This is a genomic window from Parendozoicomonas sp. Alg238-R29 (genome assembly GCF_947331445.1).
GTDB lineage: Bacteria > Pseudomonadota > Gammaproteobacteria > Pseudomonadales > Endozoicomonadaceae > Sansalvadorimonas.
In genome coordinates, this window is record NZ_CAMZOG010000004.1 from 79,915 (window position 1) to 104,670 (window position 24,756).

The following is a 24,756-nucleotide window of genomic DNA, read 5'->3' on the forward strand; positions in this document are numbered from 1 at the left end:
AAAGATCAGTGCAGGGTTATCTGTATAATGCAATGGTTCTGACGGTAGTATTTTTCCTACTTCCGCCTGATTCGTACCTCGCAAATAAAAAGAAAGGATAGGGGATATATGTTACGTAAGCTCGCCGCAGCCATTGCCATAGCTGGTAGCGTAACTGGTACGCTTGGAGCCAGCGCCGCTTATGGGCTTGGTCTCGGTGATATCCGACTTAACTCTGCATTGAATCAGCCTCTTGATGCAGAAATTGAACTTGTTCAGGTACGGGAACTGACTCAGGGGGAGGTCTTGCCTAGTATGGCAACCCGTGAAGATTTTGAGCGTGCAGGCGTTGAACGCCCTTACTTTCTGTCGGAGCTTCGGTTCCGCACTATAAAGAGGGAAGATGGTACGGCTTATGTGCGGGTAACCAGCCGCAAGCCTGTCGTTGAGCCCTATCTTAATTTTTTGATGGAAGTTCATTGGCCAGATGGCCGGCTATTGCGTGAATACACACTTTTACTCGATCCACCATCTTTTAGTAATGAGGTCGTTGCTGCTTCGTCAACCCCCAAAGCTATTAATGTTCCAAAGCCTGCACCAGCCCCGCCTCCTGCTCCTGTAAAGCCGTTTAAGCGGCCAGTTGTCACAGCACCTGTTTCTAGAAATTCTGCCCCTACTTCCCCGAATCGCGGCAGATCGTCTGAGACCTATCGAGTAAAACAGGGTGATACTCTTTGGGAGGTTGCTTTACGCACTCGGCCGGGTCGTGATGTGACACCTGTCAGGATGATGGCGGCGCTGCAGTCTGAAAACCCTTCAGCATTTATTAATGGCAACATTAATCTGTTGAAACAAGGTTCTCTGCTAAGTATTCCTGATCGGGCAGCCATTGATGCCCTTGACGGTGTGGCAGCAAACCGTACGGTTGCTGAGCAGAATCGTCAGTGGCAGCAGAGTTCAGGAAGAGTACAGGTTGACGCTACCCGTAAAACCGAAGTTGTGGAAACTGCTCGTGGCACCATCGAACAGGATCGCCTGAACATCGTTACCACTGGTGTTCAAAACTCTGCCAAAGATGCTTCTGATCAGGGGGGTGGCAGTCATGCAGCGGGAACGCGTGCCCTTGAATCCGCTATTTCTGTCAATCAGGAACAGTTGGATACTCTGAGCAGAGAAAATACTGATCTAAAAGGCCGCCTCCGAGAGCTGGAAGAACAGATACAATCTCTGGAAACACTGGTGGTCCTGAAAAGCGATGAGCTGACAGCTGCCCAACTTTTGGATCAACAGGTTCAGGCTGCTCAGCAACAGGCGACTGTACAGCCAGAACCCGAAGAAGAGATTGATTACAACTACTACGAAGTTGAAGAACTCGATACGTCGGCCAGTGAAAATACTGCTTCTGCTGGGGGGGCTTCTCCTGCCTCGAGTCAGGTTGATCCGATTGAATCTGCCTTTGGTGGTGCGCCAGCGGCTGAACCTGATCTGATGTCGCCAGAAGGCCTGATGAATTTTGCTATGAAGAATCAGGTGTACCTGGTGGCCGGTGGTGGGTCTCTGGTTCTGATTCTTGCGATTGTTGCGCTGTTGGCCCGACGCCGTAGACAGCAGGCAGAAGAGGATGAGGAAGACGTTATTGACGAGTCGTCCTCAGACGATTTGGAAGATTTACCAGAGGTTGAAGATCTCTTTGCTCCGCAGGAGTCAGAGGGAAATGAAGAATCTGCCAAAGAGTCAGACGTGACATCTGACCTTGATATCGATAAAGAGCTGTTTGATGAGCCCGCGACTGATCAAGCTCAATCAGCTGATCCGCTGGGTGAAGCAGATATTTATATTGCTTACGGCCGTCTTGAGCAGGCCACTGAACTCTTGTCTACTGCTATCTCCGAGTCCCCAGAACGGGCTGATCTGCGTATTAAGTTGATGGAGGTTATGGCAGATAGCCAAAATGTTCAGGGTTTCCTTGCTCAGGAAAAGGCGTTGGAAAATCTGGGCAGCAGTGAAGGGCTGAACCGGGCCAGTGAGTTACGCACCCGTTTCCCTGCCGGAGCTTTTGATTCAACAGATTCTGAGTTAGAACCTGCGCAAACTATCGCTGAGTCTGTTGCAGCAGAAGAACCGATTCAGGCCCAGAAAACTGAAGAAGTTGCTTCTGCTGATGATTTTGATCTCGACCTCGGTGGTGAAGAGTTCGATACTGGGCTGGAATTTGATCTTGATGACTTTGATGGGGCGACTGATGCTGAACAGAAGCCAGAGTCAGTAGGGAATAACGAATCTGAACAAGTCTCTGAACTTGTTGCTGAAGTAGAAGCAACCCCAGAGGAAGGTGCGGATGAATCTGGACTCGAAGACTTTGATCTGGATTTCGAATCTCTTGAGTCTGATGAAATCCAGGAAGTCGCTGAAAAGCAGGAAGAGCTGCCAGAGCTGCAGGATCTTGAACTGGATGCCGGTCTTGATTTTGAGGTGTCAGAGCCTGAGGCTGTGGAGACGCCAGCTACAGCTGAGAGTGAACCGGCTTTCGAAATTGATGATGAATTATCTATCGATGGCATAACGTTGGAAGAAACTTCAGTTGACGAAGCTGAAGTGACAGCAGCTCAACCTGCCGAAAATTTGGATTTCGATACTGAGCTTGAACAGCTTGATGCCGAACTTGCAGATTTGTCTGCCGACTTTGATCTTGATGATGCAGCTGTTAAGGAGGGCATGGCACCAGAAACTATTTCTGGTGCGCCTGAGCAGGCTTCTCAGCCAGATGCTTTGACGGTCGAACAGGAGAATGAAACTGCTGCAGTAGCAGTAGCTTCTGAAACCGAAGCCAAAGAAGAGCCTGCTGTTAATCAGACAACAGCTGACGCTGTGTCTGAGCAGCTTGATGCTGCGCTGGCAGGAATTACTGATTCCGATGCTGCCGGTGATTTGGGGCAGATGGAAGATGAGTTCTCCTTCCTTGATGATACCGACGAAACGGCAACTAAGCTTGATCTGGCTCGTGCTTATATGGAAATGGGTGATGAAGAGGGTGCCAAGGATATTTTGGATGAAGTTGTCAGAGAGGGCAGCGATGTCCAGCAACAGGAAGCGAAAGGATTGATTGAGAAAATCAGCGGCTAATTCTCTTTCCTGTCAGAAAAAGGCTGGTATATGATACCGGCCTTTTTTATGCCTGTTTATCCAGGCAACAAGGCACTGGATAAAGGCCTTATAGGTGAAATACTGTTGAGTGAAGCACCAGTGAATGAAGTGTTGGCAGATAGTGCCGCCTCTCAAGACATTGTTCCAGAGGTGTACCGTTTCGCTGCCTGTGTTGAATATGATGGTTCCGCCTACCATGGCTGGCAGTCGTTAAAGAGTGGTCTTCCGACTATTCAGGCCGCGGTTGAGAAAGCTATTGGCAGGGTCGCTAATCATGGGGTTTCTGTTGTTTGTGCCGGGCGAACCGATGCGGGTGTGCATGGCAGTCGGCAAATTATTCATTTTGATACCACCGCTGTACGCAGCGTACGTGGCTGGGTGTATGGTTCTAACACGAATTTGCCGGATTCCATAGCTGTGCGTTGGGTCAAACCTGTCTCAAAAGATTTTCATGCCAGGTTTTCAGCACTGGCAAGACGATACCGCTACGTGATATACAATAACCCTATCCGGCCAGCACATCTGAGTCGGGGGCTTACCTGGAACTACCGTCCACTGGATATTGAGCGAATGCGTACTGCAGCAACATATCTTGTTGGCCAGCATGATTTTACTTCGTATCGTGCGGTTCAGTGTCAGGCCAAAAACCCAGTGCGGACAATTGAGCACCTGCAATTAAACCAATTTGGTGATCTGATCGTAATAGACGTCAAAGCTAATGCGTTCCTGCATCATATGATTCGCAATATTGCTGGTGTGTTGATGGACATAGGTTCCGGTAAGCGCGAGCCAGAATGGGCAAAAGATGTAATGGATGCCAGGGATCGCAGTGCCGGTGGAGTAACGGCACCTCCATGGGGGTTGTACTTTGTTGATGTTGTGTATCCGAAGGAATTTGATTTGCCAAAAGAGCCTTTAGGGCCTTCTTTTGTTGGATCGCTGCTGGTTTAATCCACCAGCGGAGGCTGCTGAAAAGCACAAGGGTGGAGTGGTTTAATGTTGTTTGATAGCAGTTCTGACAACCGGGTACACGTTAAAATTTGTGGCTTACGTGACCCTGCACATGCTGTTGTTGCAGTGGAATGCGGTGCCGATGCTGTAGGTTTTATGTTTTATCAGCCCAGTCCACGAAACCTGACTCTTGATGAGGGTCGTGTATTGTCGTCTGCGATTGCCGGACAGGTGACCCGTACAGGTGTATTTGTAAATCCTGAGCCACAGTTTCTGGAAGAGGTTTTGCAGACAGTTGAGCTTGATGCTCTGCAGTTTCATGGCGATGAGTCTAATGACTTCTGCCAGAGCTGGGGGCTGCCGTGGATCAAAGCCGTTCGAGTTCGAGAGAACAGTGATGTCGCATCCGAATTGGAACAATGGCCACAAGCCTCAGCTTTTCTGCTGGATTCTTACACTCCGGGTGTTTATGGTGGCACCGGAGAAGCCTTTGACTGGGATCGCTTCCCAAAGCATCTTAAGCAACCTTTGATTTTGGCGGGAGGGCTCTCTCCTGCCAACGTGGCAGACGCAATTGCCACTGTACAGCCCTGGGCTATCGACGTTTCGAGCGGCGTTGAAAGTTCCCGGGGGAAAAAAGATGAAACTCTCATTCGAGAGTTTATGGAAGAGGTCAACAATGTCCGATAGAGATAACGGGGCAATGAAAAATGGCGGGCAGCCTTACTGCCAGCCTGACGCGCGCGGCTATTTTGGAGATTTCGGTGGTCAGTTTATCCCCGAAACCCTGATGCCCGCAGTTCAGGAGCTCAGCGAAGCTTTTAATAAGTACGTTGCTGACCCTGAATTTATGGAAGAATTTGACCGAGATCTAGCCCACTATGTGGGTCGTCCATCCCCTCTCTATCATGCTGAACGATGGTCCCGTATGCTCGGCGGTGCCCAGGTTTATCTGAAGCGTGAAGACCTCAACCATACAGGTGCTCACAAAATTAACCATGCTGTTGGCCAGATTCTGCTGGCTAAGCGTATGGGGAAAACCCGTATTATTGCTGAAACCGGAGCCGGTCAGCATGGTGTGGCTACAGCAACAGTGTGTGCCCGTTTAGGGTTGGAATGTGTCGTGTATATGGGGGCGAAAGACGTTGAGCGACAAGCTGCCAACGTGTACCGCATGAAGTTGCTGGGTGCCAAAGTTGTGCCTGTGACTAACGGTTCCCAGACACTGAAAGATTCTATCAATGCTACTCTCCGTGACTGGGTGAGCAACGTTGATAATACCTTCTATTTGTTGGGTACAGTCTGTGGTCCACACCCTTATCCGCAGATGGTGCGTACTTTCCAGAGTATTATTGGTCGTGAAGCCCGTCGCCAGATTCTGGATATGACTGGGAAACTTCCCGATGCACTTGTCGCCTGTGTAGGCGGTGGCTCCAATGCCATGGGACTGTTCAGCGAATTTATCGATGATAAAGGCGTGAAAATTTACGGTGTGGAAGCCGGTGGCCTTGGTGTCGAATCCGGCAAACATGCGGCACGTTTCAGCGATGGTCGTAAAGGTGTTCTACAAGGCAACCGTACCCACATTATGTGTGATGATGCCGGCCAGATTATTGAAAGTCATTCCGTATCGGCTGGTCTGGATTATCCTGGTGTTGGCCCTGAGCATGCGTGGTTGCATGAAATTGGCCGGGCTGAGTACCCTTACGCCACAGATGATGAAGCTCTACAGGCGTTCCATGATCTGACTCTTTATGAGGGGATTATTCCTGCACTGGAAAGCAGCCACGCTCTGGCTTATGTCAACAAGTTGGCTCCCAGCATGTCTCCGGATCAGAGCATTATCGTGAACTTGTCCGGTCGTGGTGATAAGGATATGCATACTGTTGCTGCCATTGACGGCATTACTTTGTAAGGGGGCTGACAATGACGGCAATACAAACAACTCCGGAAACCAAGCGAATTACAGCCTGTTTTTCTCGTCTGGAAAGTGAAGGGCGCAAGGGTTTGATCCCTTATGTAACAGCGGGTGACCCTGGTCCGGAAGCCACTGTTCCACTGCTTCACTCTATGGTGGAAGCCGGTGCGGACATTATTGAACTGGGTATTCCTTTCTCTGATCCGGTTGCCGATGGGCCGGTGATTGAACTGGCTCACCAGCGAGCTGTGTCACAGGGCGTTACACTTGCTGACGTTCTGGCAATGGTCGCAGAGTTCAGGAAGAAGGATAATGTGACTCCGATTGCCCTGATGGGGTATTTAAATCCTATCGAAATTATGGGCTACGAAGTATTTGCCCGCAGAGCGGCTGAGGCTGGAGTTGATGCATTACTGGCGGTAGATATTCCACCGGAAGATGCAGCAACTCTGTTTGAGCCTCTACACAAAGAAGGCTTGGAAACAGTCTTTCTGATATCGCCGAATACTGTCGATGAACGTATTCGCAAGATTTGTGCAGTCGCTGGCGGGTATGTTTATTACGTGTCACTCAAAGGAGTGACTGGGGCCGGTAACCTCGATGCCGATGAGGTTCAGACTCGTGTTGAACATATTAAGTCGTTCACGAATCTGCCGGTGTGTGTTGGTTTTGGCATACGTGACGGTGCATCTGCAGCTGCCATCAGCAAAACCGCGGATGCAGTTATTGTGGGAACCGCTCTGGTGAAAGAGCTGGCCGCCCATGATGACCTCGCTGCCGGGCGGGTTGCTGTGGCAACCCGATTGGCCGAAATGCGTACCGCCATGGATCAGTAACTCTTTTCCCTGATCAGCCTTTTTCGGGCTCGGGAAAGGTTGGTTGGGGGATTAACTCGAATGTGCAACTGGAAAGCGTCATGAGTGGCAGTTGGCTGGATAAACTTGTTCCTTCACTGTCCCGGTCTGCGAAACAGCCGGGGAAAAGCAGTGTTCCGGAAGGACTCTGGAAGAAATGCGTTAAGTGTGAGTCGGTTCTTTACCGCCCCGAGCTTGAGCGTAATCAGGATGTCTGCCCGAAGTGTGAACATCATATGCGTGTTCCTGCCCGTCAGCGTCTTGAACGTCTGTTGGGAGAGGAGCAAGACGAAATGTTTTCCGATCTTGAGCCTGTTGACCGGCTGAAGTTCAAGGACAGTAAAAAGTATCGTGATCGTTTGAGTCAGGCTCAAAAGAGCACTGGCGAGAAGGATGCTTTGATATGTATGCGCGGCAATATTGAGGATGTGCAAGTTGTTGCTGTAGCTTTTGAATTTGCCTTTATGGGTGGTTCAATGGGCACTGTTGTGGGTGAAAAGTTTGTTCGTGCCGGTGAATACTGCCTCGAACACCGTATTCCTCTGGTGTGTTTCTCCGCCAGTGGTGGTGCCCGTATGCAGGAAGCACTGTTCTCCCTGATGCAGATGGCTCGCACCAGTGCCGTGCTTGAACGTTTGAAGCAGGCTGGCATTCCCTACATTTCTGTGCTGACAGACCCTGTTTACGGTGGTGTTTCTGCCAGCCTGGCCATGCTGGGCGATCTGAATATTGGCGAGCCCCGTGCTCTGGTTGGTTTCGCCGGCCCCCGTGTTATTGAACAAACTGTTCGTGAGAAATTGCCAGAAGGCTTCCAGCGCAGTGAATTTCTGCTGGAGCACGGGCAAGTGGATATGATTGTTCACCGCCACAAGCTTAAGGCAACGCTGGCACGTAGTCTTCGCCGTATGACCGGTCATCTGAATCCTGTCATTGAAGAGCCAGTTTCAACGTCAGAGCCAGACAGTGACTTCGATGAAGCCGAAGCTCCAGCTTGATGTTTGGCTAATTGTCAGTGAAAGCTGCAGAACCTGTTGCAGATTTCACTGATAATTGCTTGAAATTATTACCCTTTCACTGTACTTAAAGGTTGAAATTTCTAACCGGTCAGCAATGCAGTGATGAACGCCTTCTCCACATCTTTTCCGGAAAATCCCAACAGCCTTTCTTCCTGGCTGGCCTTTCTTGAAGCTCGTCGCCCCGAGCATGAAATGGTACTTGGCCTTGAACGGGCCGATCGTACTGCTAGAAAACTTCTTCCTGCATCGTTTTACTCTGACAACCGTCCGGTAAAAGTTATTACTGTGGCTGGTACAAACGGCAAAGGCAGTACCGTTGCCACTCTGGCTTCTGTACTGAAATCAGCTGGGATTCGTGCCGGGTCATGGACCTCGCCCCACCTGGAAGTCTTCAATGAGCGTATCTGCATTGATGGCGAGATGGTGGCTGACCAAGCTATTTGTGATTCTTTTTTCCGCATAGAAAAGCTGCGAGGTGATGATTTTCTCAGCTATTTCGAGTTTGGCGCGCTAGCGGCCTTGGATATTTTTTTTCAGGAGAATGTTGATGTCATTCTGCTGGAGGTTGGTCTCGGTGGCAGGCTCGACGCCGTTAATATTGTTGATGCGGATGTTTCCATCGTTACAACTGTCGACCTCGATCATCAGGCCTGGCTTGGAGATACCATTGAAAAAATTGCCCGAGAGAAGGCGGGGATATTTCGCACTGGAAGACCGGCGATTTGTGGCGAAGCACAGCCTGCTCATTCACTGTTGGAACATATTAACAATATTCAGGCCATTGAACTCCGGGCATCTCAGGCTTTCTATACATCCATTGCCGATAATCTCATGACTTTCAGAGGTCAATGTTTCGATGGGAGCCAGCGAAACATTGAAAAGCTGCCAGTACCCTCCTTACCGTTAACCAGTGTGATCTGTGCGTTGCAGGCATTGGTCTGGCTGTTCCCGGATGTAACTGATGACAGCATCCGTGATGGCTTGGGGGGGGCTCAATTGGCCGGCCGTTGTCAGTTGGTGAAGACAACTAACCATCAGGGTGAGCCGGTAACTGTCATGCTGGATGTTGCCCACAACCCTCAGGCTGCGCGCTTTCTGGCTGAGCGGGTTCAAGCTTTAGGTGAAACAGCACCAGTTGCTGTTTTAGGAATGTTGGATGATAAAGATATGACCGGTGTGCTGGAGCCACTTAAGGGATGTTTTCGACAGTGGTACACGGCAACAGTGGGTTACGCTGCCAGAGCTCGTACAGGTGCTGACTTGGCTGATGAACTGGTGCGTTTTGGAGAATCTGTCACCAGCTATAGTGCTGTGAAAGATGCCCTGAGCGCAGCTCTGGAGAGCGCGAAAGCTGGTGATCATATTGTTGTGCTGGGGTCATTTCACACTGTTGGGGAATCTCTTGGGTTTCTGCGCAGTCGACGAAATAGTTCTCGGATATCTTCCTGAGCGATATGGATAATCGACAGTCTGCTATCTGGCCGGTTAGTATCTCTTTATATTTGTTTTATGGGGTTCAGTCGGCTGAATTCAGTGAGGCCTCCCAAACGAGGCATTTTTGCTGAACCGCCAGTGAACAAGGAATGCCAATATGGATCATAAGCGTAAGCAGCGCCTGACCGGTGCTCTGGTTCTGGTCGCTTCAATCGTTATTCTTTACCCGCTGCTGTTCAGTGGTGGGTTTGAAGATGAGGATATGGTTCTGACAATACCTGAACCTCCCGAAGCTCCGGAAATTCCGAAGTATGTTGAACGGCTGGATATTCTCATGGAAGCACCACCGGAACCGGCAGACTTTGCTCCAGCCCCACCAGCGGCACCGGAAGAACGGCCTTCTCTCGATAAAAAACAGTTGCCAGTCAGTTGGAGTCTCCAGTTGGCGGCTTTTTCAAAGCAGTTGAATGCTGTTCAGCTGCAAGATCGGTTAAGGGGCGATGGCTTCCGGTCTTATACCCGTGAGTCCAAAGGTTCCAAAGGCCGCATTCTTTACCGTGTTTACGTAGGGCCGGATCTTCGTAAAGAAAAGATACTGAAACTGCGAAATAGTATTGAGAAGGATTACAGTCTGAAAGGGATGGTAGTGAGATTTGTACCCTGATGACACATTCAGAAAACAAGAGCCTGACTATAGTGCGGGAATGCTGTTAGAATTCTCGCCCGAAAACTGACCTTATGAGAACAGAAGCGAGTTTTGTCATTTCATGAACTTGATCTGGGTTGACTGGGTAATAGTGGCTGTTGTTGTGATCTCTGCACTGATCAGCCTGTCCCGTGGATTTTTTAAAGAAGTACTCTCTCTGGTTACCTGGATAGCCGCAGTTGTTATTGCCTGGCTGTTCAGTGGCAGTTTGGCATTGATGTTTGAAGAATACATTTCTATCCCTTCGCTACGCACTATTGCCGCTGCCGGCCTGTTATTTGTTGCCACATTACTAACCGGCGGCATTATCAATACCGTTATCAGCAAGCTTGTTGAAGTGACTGGGTTGTCAGGAACCGACCGTGCCCTGGGCATGGTTTTTGGTGCCCTGCGTGGAGTTCTACTGGTGACCATGCTGGTTGGCATTGCTGAATATATGCCAGTTCAGCAGGATAACTGGTGGGCCGCTTCCACACTTGTTCCACATTTTGAAATTGTCTCTGAATGGGTAAAAGGTCTGGCCATGGATACTCTGGCACCACTGTTTGTCCGTTAAGGCATCAGAACCCATAAACTCATATTCAGAAGGTTTCGTCGCTGGGGTACAGCACCCACTGTACCCCGATTAAGAAAAAGCATTCCTGGACTGGAATTGCTGACTATATGAGGTATATGGACGCATGTGTGGTATTATCGGGATTTCTGCAGCTAGCCCGATTAATCAGGTGCTCTACGATGCACTGACGGTTTTGCAGCACCGGGGCCAGGATGCAGCGGGGATGATGACCTGCCATGAAGGGCGGTTTCATCTTCGCAAAGATAATGGCTTAGTCAGGGATGTGTTTCACACACGTCATATGAAACTCCTCAAGGGTAATATCGGAATTGGCCATGTGCGCTATCCCACAGCGGGCAGTTCCAGCTCTGCTGAAGCCCAGCCTTTTTTTGTAAACTCTCCTTATGGCATCGCTCTTGCCCATAACGGTAATCTCACCAACGCTCAGGACATAAAAGAAGAGATGTACCGCACCCAGTTGCGGCATATTAACACGAGTTCTGACTCCGAAATCCTTCTGAATGTTTTTGCCCATGAACTTCATGAGCAGGGGCAATTGCAGCCAAAGCCTGAGCACTTCTTTACCGTGGTAAGCCGGGTATTGCAAAGATGCCAGGGGGGCTATGCGGTTGTGGCGATGGTGAATGGGCACGGACTGGTTGGTTTCCGTGATCCTCACGGTATTCGCCCGCTGATTTATGGCCGCCGTGAAACCCCGGAAGGCCCGGAGTTTATGCTTGCCTCTGAATCTGTTGCCTTGAGTGCACTTGGTTTTGAACCTGTGCGGGATATTCTCCCCGGGGAAGCCATTTTGATTTCTCCCGACGGTGAGGTTCACACCCAGATCTGTACGGAAACCAGCCAGCTGACGCCGTGTATTTTTGAGTATGTCTACTTTGCCCGTCCGGACTCAATTATTGATGGGGTTTCGGTTTATAAGTCACGCCTGCGTATGGGGCAGAAGTTGGCAGAGAAGGTGCAAAGGGAATGGGCCGACCATGATATTGATGTGGTGATGCCAATCCCTGACAGTAGCCGTCCTGCCGCTATGGAAATGGCAAAATATCTGGGTGTGAATTATCGGGAAGGTTTTGTTAAAAACCGCTATATCGGTCGCACCTTTATCATGCCCGGTCAAACTGAGCGCAAAAAGTCTGTGAAGCAAAAGCTCAATGCTATTGCTCTTGAATTCAAGGGCAAGAACGTGATGCTGGTTGATGACTCCATTGTTCGCGGAACGACATGCACTCAGATCATTGAGATGGCACGGGAAGCAGGAGCGAAGAATGTTTACTTCAGTTCTGCGGCTCCGGAAGTGCGCCACCCCAATGTGTATGGTATCGATATGCCGGTAGCTCATGAGCTTGTGGCCCATGGTCGGACTGTTCCTGAAATCGCCGAGTTGATTGGTGCAGATAAACTGTTCTACCAGGAACTCCATGATTTGGTCGAGTCCGTGCAGGTGGGTAATCCGACGATTCAAGAGTTTGACTGTGCTGTCTTTGATGGCAAATATCTGGCTGGGAATGTGGATGAGGATTACCTGAACAAGCTTGCTATGTCCCGCAGTGATGCCGCGAAGACCGCCAGCTCCAAAGATGACTCTGTGATTGATGTTTATAACCAGACGGCCTGATCAGGGTTTTCTTCAATAAACATTGACTCGTGTGTTAGTGTGCAGCATCAGAGATACTGATGCTGCATTTTTGTATGGAGATAACCAGAATGAAAAACCGGCAAGAACTTCCTGAATCTGCTTCTTTTGAAACCCTGTCTGTTCGTGCCGGAACTGTGCGCTCGGCAGAAAGGGAACACAGTGAAGCAATTTACCTAACTTCCAGTTTCATCTATGAGTCTGCTGCCCAGGCCGCCGCGGTTTTTGCCGGGGAAGAAGAGGGTAATGTCTATTCCCGTTATACCAATCCCGGTGTTCGGATGTTTGAAGAGCGGATGATGGCGCTGGAAGGGGCAGAAGAAGGCTGTGCTACCGGCTCTGGTATGGCGGCCATTTTGGGTATTTGCATGGCACACCTGAAAGCTGGTGACCATGTGATTTGCTCCCGTAGTGTTTTTGGTACAACTGTCACCATTTTTGGTAAAACGCTGGCCCAGTTTGGTGTGACCTGTACTTTTGTGGAGCTTACTGATCTTGAGCAGTGGCAAGCAGCCATGAAGCCGGAAACCAAAATGTTGTTTCTGGAAACACCTTCCAACCCCCTGTGCGAAGTCGCAGACTTGGAAGCCATTGCGGCTATTGCCCACGAGGGTGATGCACTGTTCGTGGTTGATAACTGTTTCTGCACCCCCGCTCTTCAGCAACCTTTGGCCTGGGGCGCGGACATTGTGATGCACTCGGCCACTAAGTTTATAGATGGTCAGGGTCGCTGTATGGGTGGTATTGCCTTGGGCAATAAAGAGTTGATTCAGCCTATCCAACTCTGGCAGCGTGGGGCGGGCGCCAGCTTGAGCCCGTTTAATGCCTGGGTGCTGCTGAAAGGTTTGGAAACACTGAAGCTGCGTATGGATGCTCATTGCCGTAATGCCCAGCAATTAGCTTGGTGGTTGGCTGAGCACCCGAAGGTCGTCGATGTGCATTATTGCGGTTTGCCCCATCACCCCGGTGCGGCCTTAGCCCGCAAACAGCAGCAGGGTTACGGCGGCGTACTGTCTTTTGAAGTTGAGGGAGGGCGTGAAGCAGCCTGGAAAGTGATTGATAGTGTTCAGATTATCTCCCGTACGGCGAACCTTGGAGATACCCGTACAACGGTCACTCACCCGGCCTCAACGACCCATTGCCGTTTAAGTGATGAAGACAAACTTAAGGCCGGTATAGCCGAAGGGCTGGTTCGTATCGCTGCTGGCCTGGAGAATGTTGAAGACCTGAAGGCTGATCTCGAACGAGGGTTGTCTCAGCTCTGATTTTCTGACGGAGTTGATCAGTTGCTTATGCCATTAGGGTAACGCTTTTAAACTATCTTAATCCGGCTCTGTGCAGGGCTGCCCCAATTGTTTCCACTGCTGTGTTAATAGTTGGGGCTGTCTCCTCAAGCCGAATCGGGCGAACGGATTGTCATAGCTTTTTAGCAGCTTCAACTGCGAAGTCTCCAATCTTGCCCATTACATAACCCCTGAATACTTTTTCCAGTTTAGGCTGCTAATGCCTATAAGTCTGATGAAACTCCTGCCTTGCCGGTGGTCAAGAGAGATACCATCGTGGGCTATTCAAGGTTAGAATGCGCGACTTTCTAGAACTTTGACCTGAGCTCCAATGACAAAAGCCACCCAGCGCATGCCTGTGCAGGCTCCAGATTTGTTCTCTTACCCCAAATACTGGGCGGAGTGTTATGGCACGGCTCCTTATCTTCCTATGTCTCGTGCTGAGATGGATGAGCTGGGATGGGACTCCTGTGACATTATCATTGTGACTGGTGATGCCTATGTGGATCACCCCAGCTTTGGCATGGCCGTTGTTGGCCGGTTTATGGAGTCCCAGGGTTTCCGTGTGGGTATTATTGCCCAGCCAGACTGGACCTGCCCCAATGACTTTATGAAATTGGGTAAGCCGAACCTGTTCTTCGGTGTGGCTGCGGGCAATATGGACTCCATGATCAACCGTTATACCGCTGATCTGAAGGTTCGCAGTGATGATGCTTATACCCCTGATGGTGAGCCGGGTAAACGTCCTGATCGTGCGGTGACTGTTTACAGCCAACGTTGCCGTCAGGCCTACAAAGACGTACCTATTTACATTGGCGGGATCGAAGCCAGCCTGCGTCGTATTGCTCAGTATGATTATTGGACCGACGAAGTACGCCGTTCTGTATTGATTGACTCCGGTGCAGATATGTTGATTTACGGCAATGCCGAACGGGCTATGGCTGAACTGGCGCACCGGGTTGCGACAGGGGAGTCGATTGATACCATCGATAATATTCGTGGCACGGTCGTGATCAAATCGGCTACTCCGACAGGCTGGACTGAGATTGATTCTTCCCGTATTGACTGGCCCCGTGATGTTTCTTCTCTGGAAGACGCTTACGGTGGCAACCCGTACGAGTGGAAAGAAGAAAGCGAGTGTGACAAAAAGAAATCGGAAGCCGCTGACGAAGACGTTCAAGCGATTCGTATCATTCCTCTGCCGCTGCACCGTAAAGCGGAGTTGGACGAAAAAACCTGTATTCGCCTGCCGTCTTTTGAAAAGGTGAATAAGGATCCGGCTTTGTACGCCCATGCCTCACGGGTGCTGCATCAGGAAGCCAACCCTCACAATGCCCGTGTGCTGGTACAAAAGCATGGTAATCGTGAAGTCTGGGTCAACCCTCCACCGATTCCTCTGGAAACTCCTGAGATCGATGGAGTATTTGCTCTGCATTATCAGCGCCGCCCTCATCCTTCTTATGGTGATGCCAGGATTCCTGCCTACGATATGATCAAAACATCGGTCAATATCATGCGAGGTTGTTTCGGTGGTTGTACCTTCTGCAGTATCACTGAGCATGAAGGCCGGGTTATCCAAAGCCGTTCCCAGGAATCTGTTCTGCAGGAACTGGAAGATATTCGGGACAAGGTGCCGGGCTTTACCGGCCAAATTTCTGATCTTGGCGGCCCAACAGCCAACATGTATTTCCTGAACTGTAAATCTGCAGAAATACAGGCCAGTTGCCGACGTTTGTCCTGCGTCTTTCCCGGTATATGTAAGAATCTGGAGACTTCCCATAAGCCCACAACTGAGCTTTATCGTGCAGCTCGTAAAGTACCGGGTATCAAGAAAATCGCGATTGCTTCTGGTCTTCGCTATGACCTGGCAGTGGAAGATCCCGAGTATGTGAAGGAGCTGGTTACTCATCATGTTGGAGGATATCTGAAGATTGCACCGGAGCATACCGAGAAGGGCACATTGGATCTGATGATGAAGCCGGGTATGGGGACTTACGACAACTTCAAGAAAATGTTCGAGAAGTACTCCAGGGAAGCTGGCAAGAAACAGTATTTGATTCCGTACTTTATTGCTGCCCATCCCGGCAGTACTGATGAAGATATGATGAACTTGGGCTTGTGGCTGAAAAAGAATGGCTTCCGGGTTGATCAGGTGCAGACGTTCTATCCTTCGCCAATGTCTCTGGCGACAGCTATGTACCACTCTGGTCGTAATCCTCTGAAGAAGTTGAGCTATAAAGATGGTCGATTGTTCATTCCTCGAGAAATGAATCAGCGTCGTCTTCATAAGGCTTTCTTGCGTAACCATGATACCCGTCACCATGACACTATCCGGGAAGCTTTGCGTACTATGGGAAGGGAAGATCTGATTGGTGACAAACCACATCAATTGGTTCCAGCACCTGAACGTAAAGGGCGTCATGCACCCGGGCGGCAAGGTCATCGTCCGCCTGCGAAGAAAGCGGCAGGTAAGCCTTATCAAAAAGCGCGCGGTGGGCAGTGGGATAACAGAAAGCCGGTGACACCAAAGAATAAGAAAAAGCGGCCTGTACGATAGCCTCTCGCTCTCTATAAGTGCCGGTCAGAGTATTTCTGACCGGTGCTGCTCGGCACTCTGATATCCCCCTAATATACATTTCCTCGTATTCCATGGATGTGAAAATGAATGATCATTTATCAGAAGAGAACGCCGTAAACCGTTCAGCGTTTATAGAGGAAATCTTAAATTTAAATGAGAATGAGCAGCTAGTATAGAACCGGAGTACTTCTCAGGTGTTGAGATTTACGAGTGGTAAATGGCCTCTTTGCTGGAAATTTTTGGTTTTATTATTCATCCGGATCAATAAATATTTCAGACTTATCTTCGCCCTTCAGAATATCTTCCTGAGGGGGATCCGCAACCAGCGTGGTTTTCGTTTAAAGGGTCTTTGTAATCTTTAGAACCGGCGGGAAGTTGTGCCGACCAGTTTTTTGAATCCATGGCTTACATTAATTCGTAAACCAGACAGGCAGAAATCAAAACAGGTGGTTGAGTTTCTTTAAGGATGCTCACTACAATCAATTTATAAGCCAACGGATAACAAGAAACGCCAATTTATGTCTCTGATTGATCAGTCTATCTCCTCCCTTGCCCAAGCTATCAGTGGTAAGGATCAGCAGTTACGTCTCGCTCTGTGCTGTTTGCTGGCCCGTGGTCACCTGCTAATTGAAGATGTTCCCGGTATGGGGAAAACCACGCTGGCTCAGGGTTTAGCCAAAGTGACAGGTTTGGATTGGCAGCGTATTCAGTTCACTAGTGATTTATTGCCAGCGGACATTCTCGGTATTTCCATTTTTGACCGAAACGAATCTGTCTTCCGTTTTCAGCCCGGACCGGTGTTTACTCAATTGTTGCTGGCCGATGAAATTAACCGGGCAACGCCTCGTACTCAAAGTGCGTTACTGGAAGCGATGGAAGAAGGGCAGGTGTCTGTAGAAGGTGAATCTCGCCCGCTGCCTGAACCTTTCTTTGTTATTGCCACACGTAATCCGATTACCCAGTCCGGAACCTTCCCGCTGCCAGAATCCCAGCTTGACCGTTTTTTGATGCGCATTCAGATGGGCTACCCCGACCCAGCAGCAGAGCGAGCCATGTTGAGTGGTGAAACTGGCCGTGCGGTTATGGATAAAGTGAAGGCTGTTATCAACACAGAACAACTGGTTGCACTTCAGAATAAGGTTCAGCAGGTTCAGGCTCGTGAGCGGCTGCTGGATTATATTCAGCGATTGGTGGCGGCTACCCGTGAGGGTGATCGTTTTGTGTGTGGTCTTTCCCCACGAGCTTCCCTTGCCTTATTGGCTGCTGCGAGAGCCTGGGCATTTATGTCGGGTAGGGATTATGTTTTGCCGGAAGACGTACAGGCGGTTTTTCCCTCAGTGGCAGAGCACAGGCTGCAAAGCCGTAGAGGCGGGGCGGTCAAAGCGCTGCTTATGGAAGTTGATGTGACCGATGCCCGATGAGTGTTATCAAGCAACAACAGGCACGCTGGAAGAAATGGCTGAACCGGCGTATTCCTCCAGCCCGCTCGGTCACACTGAATCAGAAAAGTCTTTTTATCCTTCCCACAAAGGCAGGTTATAGCTTTCTTCTGGTGGCTGTCCTGGTGTTTCTGGCGGGAGTGAATTACCGCAACAGTCTTAGTTTTGGTGTGTCTTTCTTTATGGTTGCGTTGTTTCAGGTTGCTCTATGGCAAACATGGCGCAATCTCGCCGGAATAACCCTGACTGCCCGTAAAGCAGACTCTGTGCATGCAGGGCAACTGGCAGGGTTTCATATTGCCTGCCGGGGAGAAGAAGGGCGCCAGCAGCAAGGAGTGATGATTGGCTGGCCCGATACTACTCAACCTGATGAAGGCTTGGTAAGGGTTGACCCTTTAGGGGAAGAAATTGAAACCACTGTGAGTTGCCCAGCGTCTAAACGGGGGTGGTTATCACCTTCCCGGCTAAGAATAGAAACCATATATCCTCTTGGATTGTTTCGCGCATGGAGCTGGGTAGATTTGGATCAGAGAACATTGGTCTGGCCAGGTTTACAGACTGTTGAAACCGTCGCTTCCACAGGTTTTGGGGAAGAGGGTCATAGAATTGTGCCCGATGGTATGGATGACTTTGCCGGTTTCCGCGCTTTCAATCCGACTGATTCTGCTGCTCAGGTTGACTGGAAAGTTCTGGCCCGTAGCGATGAATTACTAGTTCGGCAGTTTCATGGTTTAGCCGGTGAGGACTTATGGTTGAACTATGACGAAGCACCTGGTCGAGATATGGAAGAAAAGCTGAGCTGGTTAGCCAGCCAATGTGTGCAGCTGGGCAATGGTACCCAAATCTGGGGGCTCAGATTAGGTGGGCAAGCTATTGAGCCAGGGCAGGGAACGAGTCATGCCCACAGGTGTCTGGATGCTCTTGCGCTGTATCATTAATGCTAATAAGTAACCAAAACGCTGAATATGTTTGGTAAAAAGAACAATACAACTCCACCCAAGGCAGTGACCCGAGCAGCAAGCTTTAGTCTGGTTATTATTCTGGTGATGGTGAGCCTGCCACTGGTGCCGCTGCTGCCGCCGGGAATACTGGCACTGGCGGCTTTGACCGTTATCTGGCGATTGACTTTACTGCGTTCAAGGGGCAGTAACCCTGGCTGGATTATTCGTACAGCGTTAGTTATCGCCGCGCTTGTTATGATTGTTATGCACTATGGAACCTTGCTGGGGCTGGAAGCCGGGGCAGCAACTCTTGTTTCTGCCTATACCCTGAAACTGTTGGAAATGCGCAGTCGGCGTGATGCGTTACTGCTTTGTTTTCTTGGGTTCTTTGTTGCGGTAACCGGGTTGCTGTTTTCACAGTCGATTCCTATGACGATATATTTGCTGACCTGTTTGGTTATGCTGGTTTCGTCTCTTGTCGGATTGCACCAATCATCAGAGAAAACGGCGGTTTTGCCCGTCTTAAAGACCGGGATGGTAATGACGCTTCAATCATTGCCTTTAATGGTTCTTCTGTTTGTGCTGGTTCCTCGTATTCCTCCTTTATGGGTTGTTCCTCTTCCAGATAACAGCGCCAAAACTGGCTTGTCTGATGAGATGGCCCCTGGCGATATAGCTCGTTTGAGCCAGTCTGCAGAGCTGGCTTTTCGGGCAACATTTACCGGAGCTATACCATCACCTGATGAACGTTACTGGCGTGCTGTAGTTATGCATTTTTTTGATGGTCGCCGCTGGTTTCAGGGAGAGAGTGATGACTGGATTAGTATTGGCGTTGACCCTAACAAGTTAGTGAGTTGGTACCCCACTGATCCGTACTGGCCAGTTCCCAGTGAGGATGAAGAATCGGTTGTTTATGATTACGACATCATTCTTGAACCGAGTGGTCGCCCGTGGCTGCCGGTTTTGGGGTCTGCTACAGAAACGTTTGAAGGTGCAGGTGTCACTCGGGACTGGCGGTTACTGGCAAAAGATAATGTTGATCTTCTTAAGCAATACCATATGCGTTCCGGGCAGCTGGAGGGATTTGATCGGGAGCTTCCGTATTGGTTAAAAAAGGTCAGCCTTCAGTTGCCCAAGAACGGTAACGAGCGCACCAGAGCACTGGCACAGGAACTAAAGCAACGCCATGGAGATAATGTTTCTGGGTTTATTGAGGATGTTCTCTACCGTTTCCGGTTCCAGCAGTATTACTACACCCTTCGCCCACCACTTCTCGATGGAAATCGTATAGACAGATTTCTGTTTGATACCAAGCGTGGCTTTTGCGCCCATTATGCTGGCGCTCTCACATTCCTGCTGCGTGCCGCCGGAATCCCCGCCCGTGTTGTTGCAGGTTATCAGGGTGGTGAGCTTAAGGATGGCAAAATTATTCAGGTGCGTCAGTTTGACGCCCACGCCTGGGTTGAGTTCTGGCAACCCGGCTATGGCTGGGAAAGAGTTGATCCAACAGCTGCCGTCGCTCCAAACCGGATAGAAGAAGGTTTGGAATCCGCTGTGGCGATGGAAGGTTCCTTCCTTGAAGGAGCTATCTTTTCTCCTATTCGCTATCGGGATATTTCCTGGGTGAATTCGTTACGTTTGAAGTACGAGAATCTGGAATACCAGTGGCAACGTATGGTTTTGTCCTACGATGAGAACAGTCAGAAAGATCTGTTTAAAAAACTGTTCCCAGGGCAGGACTCGCTAATGGTGTTAACCCGTCTGCTTATTATCAGTGTGCTGGCGGTAATGGTTGTTACCGCTGTGATGTTGATTAAGCCCTGGAAGCAGCGGATGGCACCAACCGAACGTTATTACCGCAGATTCTGCAAGCGTATGGCTCGTAAAGGTATTCCCCGAAAGCCGGGAGAAGGGCCTGAAGATTATGCCCGCCGTATTATGGGAGAGAGGCCAGAATTGGGGCGACAGGCGATGCAAGTGACGTCTTTTTATATCCGCCTGGTTTATGGGGAAGAGCAGAGCGGTGACCTTGGTAAGTTGAAGAGGGCGGTGCTGGTGTAGCTGTACAGTGAGCGCTTTGGTTGCATTTGTAGTAAGCCCATGAGCAGGGTTAGTTTTGATTAAGGGGCGTAAATACGCTCCTTAATTTTATACCTGCTTGTTCATAGGGTGTTCATAGGAACCGCGTGTGTGCGGCGAATCCTTGAATATGACTAACTTCCTCGGATGTCAGTTCTCGGTACTGGCCAGGGGAAAGCGTTGGGCAGAGTTGGATCTTGCCAACCGATATCCGATGCAGTGCCAGTACCGGATTTCGAAATCGCCCAAACATGCGTTTAATCTGGTGATAACGGCCTTCCTGAAGAGTGATTTCTGCCACAAATAATGACAACTGCTTAAAACCTGCCGGGCGGGTGGTCAGGTTTTCAAACTCAAAGTACATGCCTTGATTGAAGGCTTTCACATAAGAGTCATTCAATGGTTTCTGCAGAGTGACTCTGTACCGCTTTTCAACCTTGTGGTCTGGTGCCGTTAGCCTGGATGACCAGCGGCTGTCGTTTGTCAGTAGCAGTAATCCTGATGTATTCAGATCCAGGCGCCCGGCAATATGCAGATCACTGTTTTCTGGTTCATTAAGGATTTCCAGTGCCGTTCTATGTTCTGTATCTCGGGTAGCGCTGACAACACCTACGGGTTTATGAAGCATCAGGTAGCGGGGCTTGTTGTCCTGCAGAATTGTCCCGTCAAAAGTGATGCATGTAAACCGGTCGATTTGCTGGTTGCCATCCGAAGCTGTTCTTCCATCAACCTGAACACGCCCCTGCGCAAACAATATGCGGGTATCACGTCGGCTGATATTGATAGTGGTACTGAGAAAACGGTCTAAACGGCTGCGATTGAGGGCCATGAAAAGTAAATAACTGGTTTTTTGAAAGGAGGTAGGGATATTCTATCCGTTAGGTATTGTATGAATTTAAGTCCTTTATGTCATTCCAGCTTCGCCTTTATCAAAAAGATGCCGTCCGAAGTGTGATCCAGCATTTTCGCAAAACCAGTGCCCCCGCGGTTGTTGTTTTACCTACCGGTGCTGGTAAAAGTCTGGTAATCAGTGAGCTTGGTCGTATTGCCCGTGGTCGGGTTCTGGTGCTCGCCCATGTCAAAGAACTGGTGGAGCAGAACCATAATAAGTACGAAAGTTATGACCTGAAGGCCTCTATATTCAGCGCCGGGCTTGGGCGCAAGGAAGCCAGTGAGCATGTTGTGTTTGGCAGTGTTCAATCTGTGGTTCGTAACTTGTCAGAGTTTAATGACAGCAGTTATACCTTGTTGGTCGTTGATGAATGCCACCGGATTTCTCTGGAAAAAAACAGCAGTTATCACAAAGTCATTAACCACCTTCGTAAGTTGAACCCTAATCTGAAAGTTTTGGGGTTAACTGCCACGCCTTATCGTCTGGGCATGGGTTGGCTCTATAACTATTTCTCCCAGCCGGGACAGCAAAAAAGAGTACGGACAGAAGAAGAGCGCTTTTTTGCAGAGTGTGTATTTGAACTGCCGCTGTCTTATATGATCGACAATCAGTTCCTGACACCACCCAGGATGATTGACGCGCCGGTAGCGTGGTATGACTTTAGCCGTGTTGCCAATCGCAACGGATATTATCCTGAAGCTGACTTGAATCTGCTGTTAAAAGGCGAGGGCAGGGCAACGGCGGCCATAATGGCTCAGGTTATGAAAGAGTCTGAAGATCGCCTGGGGGTAATGATTTTTGCCTCTACGGTTGATCATGCCAAAGAGATTTTGGGTTATCTTCCAAAAGCTGAATCGGCATTGATTATTGGTGATACTCCTGGTGTCGAGCGAGACAAACTGATTGAGCAGTTCAAACAAAAAGCAATTAAGTATCTGGTCAATGTCTCGGTGTTGACCACCGGCTTTGATGCGCCCCATGTTGATGTGATTGCCATTCTTCGCCCCACAGAATCTGTGAGCCTGTATCAACAGATTGTTGGTCGGGGCCTGCGGCTTGCTGAGGGTAAGAAAGATTGTCTGGTAATGGATTTCACTGGTAATAATTACAATATTTTCAGCCCGGAAATTGGTGAACCCCGCCCGAACTCCAGATGTGTGCCTGTGGATGTGGATTGCCCCGTATGTGGTTGCCAAAATAGTTTTTGGGGGATCGTGGATAGCGAGGGTGATCTTGTCGAGCACTATGGGCGCCGTTGTCAGGGCTATATTGATTCCCTTGATGGTGAACGTGATCGTTGCGACTTCCGATTCCGTTTTAAAGAGTGCAAACAGTGCAACGCAGAAAATGATATTGCAGCCCGCCGTTGTCATGACTGTGGAAATGTTCTTGCTGACCCTGATGACAAACTGAAAGATGCCTTGAATCTGCGCAATGTCACTGTTCTTCGATGTGCCTGGATGGAGATGAAAGTAGATAAGGATAAAGCCGGCCAGTCACGTATTCGGGTTGCGTACTTTGATGAGGAAGGTTTAGAAATAACCGAGTACTTCCGGCTGGAGACTCCCGCCCAGCAGGGAGCGTTCTATCACCATTTTGGCAAGCTGCATCAGATTAATCGTGGAGAAACTTTTCGCGCACGTACTCCGGAAGATGTTGTAGAACAAAGCAAGAAATTCCGGAAGCCGGACTTCGTAATTGCTGCAAAAGAGAAACGGGGTTGGAGTATAAGAGATAAGATATTTGACTACAAAGGAGGTTATCGTACGGCAGTAGAAGCCGGTTAATCGTTGGTTGCGCGAGGGGGCTAATGGTTGTTAATTTAGTTCAGTGATTACGCTGAGATTAATCATTAACCCGACCTCTCATTGATTTCACATTGCTGCGTTTAGCTTTACTTTTCAGTCTTCTTTCCTTTGACGCTTTTGTTGGTTTCGTTGCAACACGCTTTTTCTGCACTTTGGTGACGGAATAAACCAGCTCGGCCAGCCGCTCCAACGCATCATTACGGTTTTTTTCCTGGGTGCGAAACCTTTGGGCTTTGATAATAACAATGCCATCTTTGCTGATACGGCTGTCAGATAGCTTCAGCAGACGGGATTTGTAAAAATCCGGCAATGATGAACTGTTTATATCGAAGCGCAAATGGATAGCACTGGAAACCTTGTTAACGTTCTGGCCTCCGGCTCCTTGAGCGCGAATCGCGGTGATTTCTATTTCGTCATCCGGAATAGAGACGTGAGTGGATATCCTTAACATTGTTATGTCCTTGGTCATTAACCTGCCTCAGTAGGCAGAGGCGGTATTATCTGGGATTCATGATGAGAATTAAAGCAAATGGCTGGAGCTCTCGGGGGGGCCGTCTTCAAATTCTGAATGCTAACCCAGAGCCAGAGTGTTTATGCTGGAAATTACCCTTGGCCTTAAGAAGAGCAGTCTGTACATTTTAAAACAGAATGTAAAAATTTTGGATCCGATGAATCACTGGTTTCTGTATCTAATTCGCTGTAAAGACAACAGCCTCTACTGTGGCATAACGACTGATGTGGAGCGGCGTTTTGCTGAACATCAGTCCGGGAAAGGCAAGGCGGCTCGTTATCTTCGAGGTCGGGGGCCGCTGGAATTGGTTTTTTCGGAAAAAGTTAAAAATCGCTCATGGGCATTAAAAATGGAATACAAGTTAAAGAAACAACCAAAAGCCACCAAGGAAAAACTGGTGGCTGGGCAAGTATCTTTGCAGGATGTTTAATTGAGAACACTGCTGTCCGGTTAAAAAAATCGAGAAAGGCGTGAGATGCCTGTCTTTAGTGGTTTGCGGTAAAATAGCGGTTGTCGAGACAGCTATTTCACAAAACAAAAAAGACAGGCATAAAGCATCATAACAGCGTTTTCCAACAGTTACTCAAGACAATCCCACGTCATCAGTTTCAGAAGGTCGTTGATCGCCACAACGGAGATCATCGAATCCGGACTCTGTCATGCTGGACTCAACTCGTTGCCATGATGTTTGCTCAACTGGCCAGCCGGGTTTCCATTCGGGATCTGGTTGAGAATTTTAATACCTGCCACAACCACCATTATCATTTGGGTGTCTCTCGCATAAAGCGCTCTTCATTGTCAGATGCCAACAGCACTCGGGCGGCCAGCATTTTCTCAGAAACCTTTTTCTTTCTATTGCAAAAGGTCAGAAGCCATCTGCCTCGGGGAGCGGCCAGTATATGGTACGCCTGATTGATTCCACGACCATTGACTTACATTTGAACCAGTTTGAGTGGGCGCATTTCCGAAAAACCAAAGGCGGCATAAAGCTTCATACGGTGTATGACCCGAAG

General features: G+C 49.3%; 20 protein-coding genes. 18 read left to right on the forward strand and 2 right to left on the reverse strand.

The annotated features are described in order from the left end of the window. Nucleotides 1–108: 108 nt before the first annotated feature. From QMA35_RS01890 to QMA35_RS01960, 15 genes are all read left to right on the forward strand, one after another. Nucleotides 109–3,102 carry a FimV/HubP family polar landmark protein gene (locus QMA35_RS01890; protein ID WP_281645431.1) on the forward strand — a complete coding sequence of 998 codons (2,994 nt, stop codon included), beginning with the start codon at nucleotides 109–111 and terminating at the stop codon, nucleotides 3,100–3,102. A gap of 30 nt (nucleotides 3,103–3,132) precedes the next feature. After that, on the forward strand, nucleotides 3,133–4,074 hold the full coding sequence (gene truA, locus QMA35_RS01895; RefSeq protein WP_281645432.1) for a tRNA pseudouridine(38-40) synthase TruA: 942 nt from the start codon (nucleotides 3,133–3,135) through the stop codon (nucleotides 4,072–4,074). Between the two features lie 45 nt (nucleotides 4,075–4,119). After that, on the forward strand, nucleotides 4,120–4,764 hold the full coding sequence (locus QMA35_RS01900) for a phosphoribosylanthranilate isomerase (RefSeq protein WP_281645433.1): 645 nt from the start codon (nucleotides 4,120–4,122) through the stop codon (nucleotides 4,762–4,764). Next, nucleotides 4,754–5,989, forward strand: coding sequence for a tryptophan synthase subunit beta (gene trpB, locus QMA35_RS01905; protein ID WP_281645434.1), 1,236 nt, complete (start codon nucleotides 4,754–4,756; stop codon nucleotides 5,987–5,989). The genes QMA35_RS01900 and trpB overlap by 11 nt, the downstream gene beginning before the upstream one ends. Nucleotides 5,990–6,000: 11 nt before the next feature. Then, the gene (gene trpA / locus QMA35_RS01910) at nucleotides 6,001–6,828 is read left to right on the forward strand and encodes a tryptophan synthase subunit alpha (RefSeq protein ID WP_281645435.1); all 828 of its coding nucleotides are present in this window, start codon (nucleotides 6,001–6,003) and stop codon (nucleotides 6,826–6,828) included. Between the two features lie 80 nt (nucleotides 6,829–6,908). After that, nucleotides 6,909–7,841, forward strand: a complete 933-nt coding sequence (gene accD, locus QMA35_RS01915) for an acetyl-CoA carboxylase, carboxyltransferase subunit beta (RefSeq protein WP_281645436.1) — start codon at nucleotides 6,909–6,911, stop codon at nucleotides 7,839–7,841. Between the two features lie 123 nt (nucleotides 7,842–7,964). Beyond that, nucleotides 7,965–9,311 (forward strand): bifunctional tetrahydrofolate synthase/dihydrofolate synthase, encoded by a 1,347-nt coding sequence (gene folC / locus QMA35_RS01920; RefSeq protein WP_281645437.1) that lies wholly within the window; start codon nucleotides 7,965–7,967, stop codon nucleotides 9,309–9,311. Between the two features lie 142 nt (nucleotides 9,312–9,453). Further along, a complete protein-coding gene (locus QMA35_RS01925) occupies nucleotides 9,454–9,960 on the forward strand; it encodes an SPOR domain-containing protein (RefSeq protein ID WP_281645438.1) in 507 nt (168 codons plus the stop codon). A 103-nt stretch (nucleotides 9,961–10,063) separates the two neighbouring features. Continuing rightward, complete coding sequence (locus QMA35_RS01930) at nucleotides 10,064–10,558, forward strand: CvpA family protein (protein WP_281645439.1); 495 nt, start codon at nucleotides 10,064–10,066, stop codon at nucleotides 10,556–10,558. Between the two features lie 124 nt (nucleotides 10,559–10,682). Further along, nucleotides 10,683–12,194 (forward strand): amidophosphoribosyltransferase, encoded by a 1,512-nt coding sequence (purF, locus tag QMA35_RS01935; protein ID WP_281645440.1) that lies wholly within the window; start codon nucleotides 10,683–10,685, stop codon nucleotides 12,192–12,194. A gap of 89 nt (nucleotides 12,195–12,283) precedes the next feature. Beyond that, nucleotides 12,284–13,477 carry an O-succinylhomoserine sulfhydrylase gene (locus QMA35_RS01940; RefSeq protein ID WP_281645441.1) on the forward strand — a complete coding sequence of 398 codons (1,194 nt, stop codon included), beginning with the start codon at nucleotides 12,284–12,286 and terminating at the stop codon, nucleotides 13,475–13,477. A 370-nt stretch (nucleotides 13,478–13,847) separates the two neighbouring features. Next, the gene (locus QMA35_RS01945; protein ID WP_348650921.1) at nucleotides 13,848–16,052 is read left to right on the forward strand and encodes a YgiQ family radical SAM protein; all 2,205 of its coding nucleotides are present in this window, start codon (nucleotides 13,848–13,850) and stop codon (nucleotides 16,050–16,052) included. A 539-nt stretch (nucleotides 16,053–16,591) separates the two neighbouring features. Beyond that, complete coding sequence (locus QMA35_RS01950) at nucleotides 16,592–17,494, forward strand: AAA family ATPase (RefSeq protein ID WP_281645443.1); 903 nt, start codon at nucleotides 16,592–16,594, stop codon at nucleotides 17,492–17,494. Next, the gene (locus QMA35_RS01955; protein WP_281645444.1) at nucleotides 17,491–18,450 is read left to right on the forward strand and encodes a DUF58 domain-containing protein; all 960 of its coding nucleotides are present in this window, start codon (nucleotides 17,491–17,493) and stop codon (nucleotides 18,448–18,450) included. The genes QMA35_RS01950 and QMA35_RS01955 overlap by 4 nt, the downstream gene beginning before the upstream one ends. A gap of 27 nt (nucleotides 18,451–18,477) precedes the next feature. Further along, a complete protein-coding gene (locus QMA35_RS01960; RefSeq protein ID WP_281645445.1) occupies nucleotides 18,478–20,514 on the forward strand; it encodes a DUF3488 and transglutaminase-like domain-containing protein in 2,037 nt (678 codons plus the stop codon). Nucleotides 20,515–20,626: 112 nt separating this feature from the next. On the opposite strand, the gene QMA35_RS01965 is transcribed toward QMA35_RS01960, so the two are convergent. Continuing rightward, nucleotides 20,627–21,361 carry a 16S rRNA pseudouridine(516) synthase gene (locus QMA35_RS01965; RefSeq protein ID WP_281645446.1) on the reverse strand — a complete coding sequence of 245 codons (735 nt, stop codon included), beginning with the start codon at nucleotides 21,359–21,361 and terminating at the stop codon, nucleotides 20,627–20,629. A 77-nt stretch (nucleotides 21,362–21,438) separates the two neighbouring features. Between QMA35_RS01965 and QMA35_RS01970 the strand changes: the two genes are divergently transcribed. After that, nucleotides 21,439–23,211: a DEAD/DEAH box helicase gene (locus QMA35_RS01970; RefSeq protein ID WP_281645447.1), complete on the forward strand. Its 1,773-nt coding sequence runs from the start codon at nucleotides 21,439–21,441 to the stop codon at nucleotides 23,209–23,211. A 58-nt stretch (nucleotides 23,212–23,269) separates the two neighbouring features. Here QMA35_RS01970 and arfB read toward each other — a convergent pair whose 3' ends face one another. After that, nucleotides 23,270–23,683 carry an alternative ribosome rescue aminoacyl-tRNA hydrolase ArfB gene (arfB, locus tag QMA35_RS01975; RefSeq protein ID WP_281645448.1) on the reverse strand — a complete coding sequence of 138 codons (414 nt, stop codon included), beginning with the start codon at nucleotides 23,681–23,683 and terminating at the stop codon, nucleotides 23,270–23,272. 142 nt (nucleotides 23,684–23,825) lie between these two features. On the opposite strand from arfB, the gene QMA35_RS01980 reads away from it, so the two are divergent. Next, on the forward strand, nucleotides 23,826–24,173 hold the full coding sequence (locus tag QMA35_RS01980) for a GIY-YIG nuclease family protein (RefSeq protein ID WP_281645449.1): 348 nt from the start codon (nucleotides 23,826–23,828) through the stop codon (nucleotides 24,171–24,173). An 80-nt stretch (nucleotides 24,174–24,253) separates the two neighbouring features. Further along, nucleotides 24,254–24,655 (forward strand): DUF4372 domain-containing protein, encoded by a 402-nt coding sequence (locus tag QMA35_RS01985; protein WP_281645450.1) that lies wholly within the window; start codon nucleotides 24,254–24,256, stop codon nucleotides 24,653–24,655. The last annotated feature ends 101 nt before the right edge of the window (nucleotides 24,656–24,756 follow it).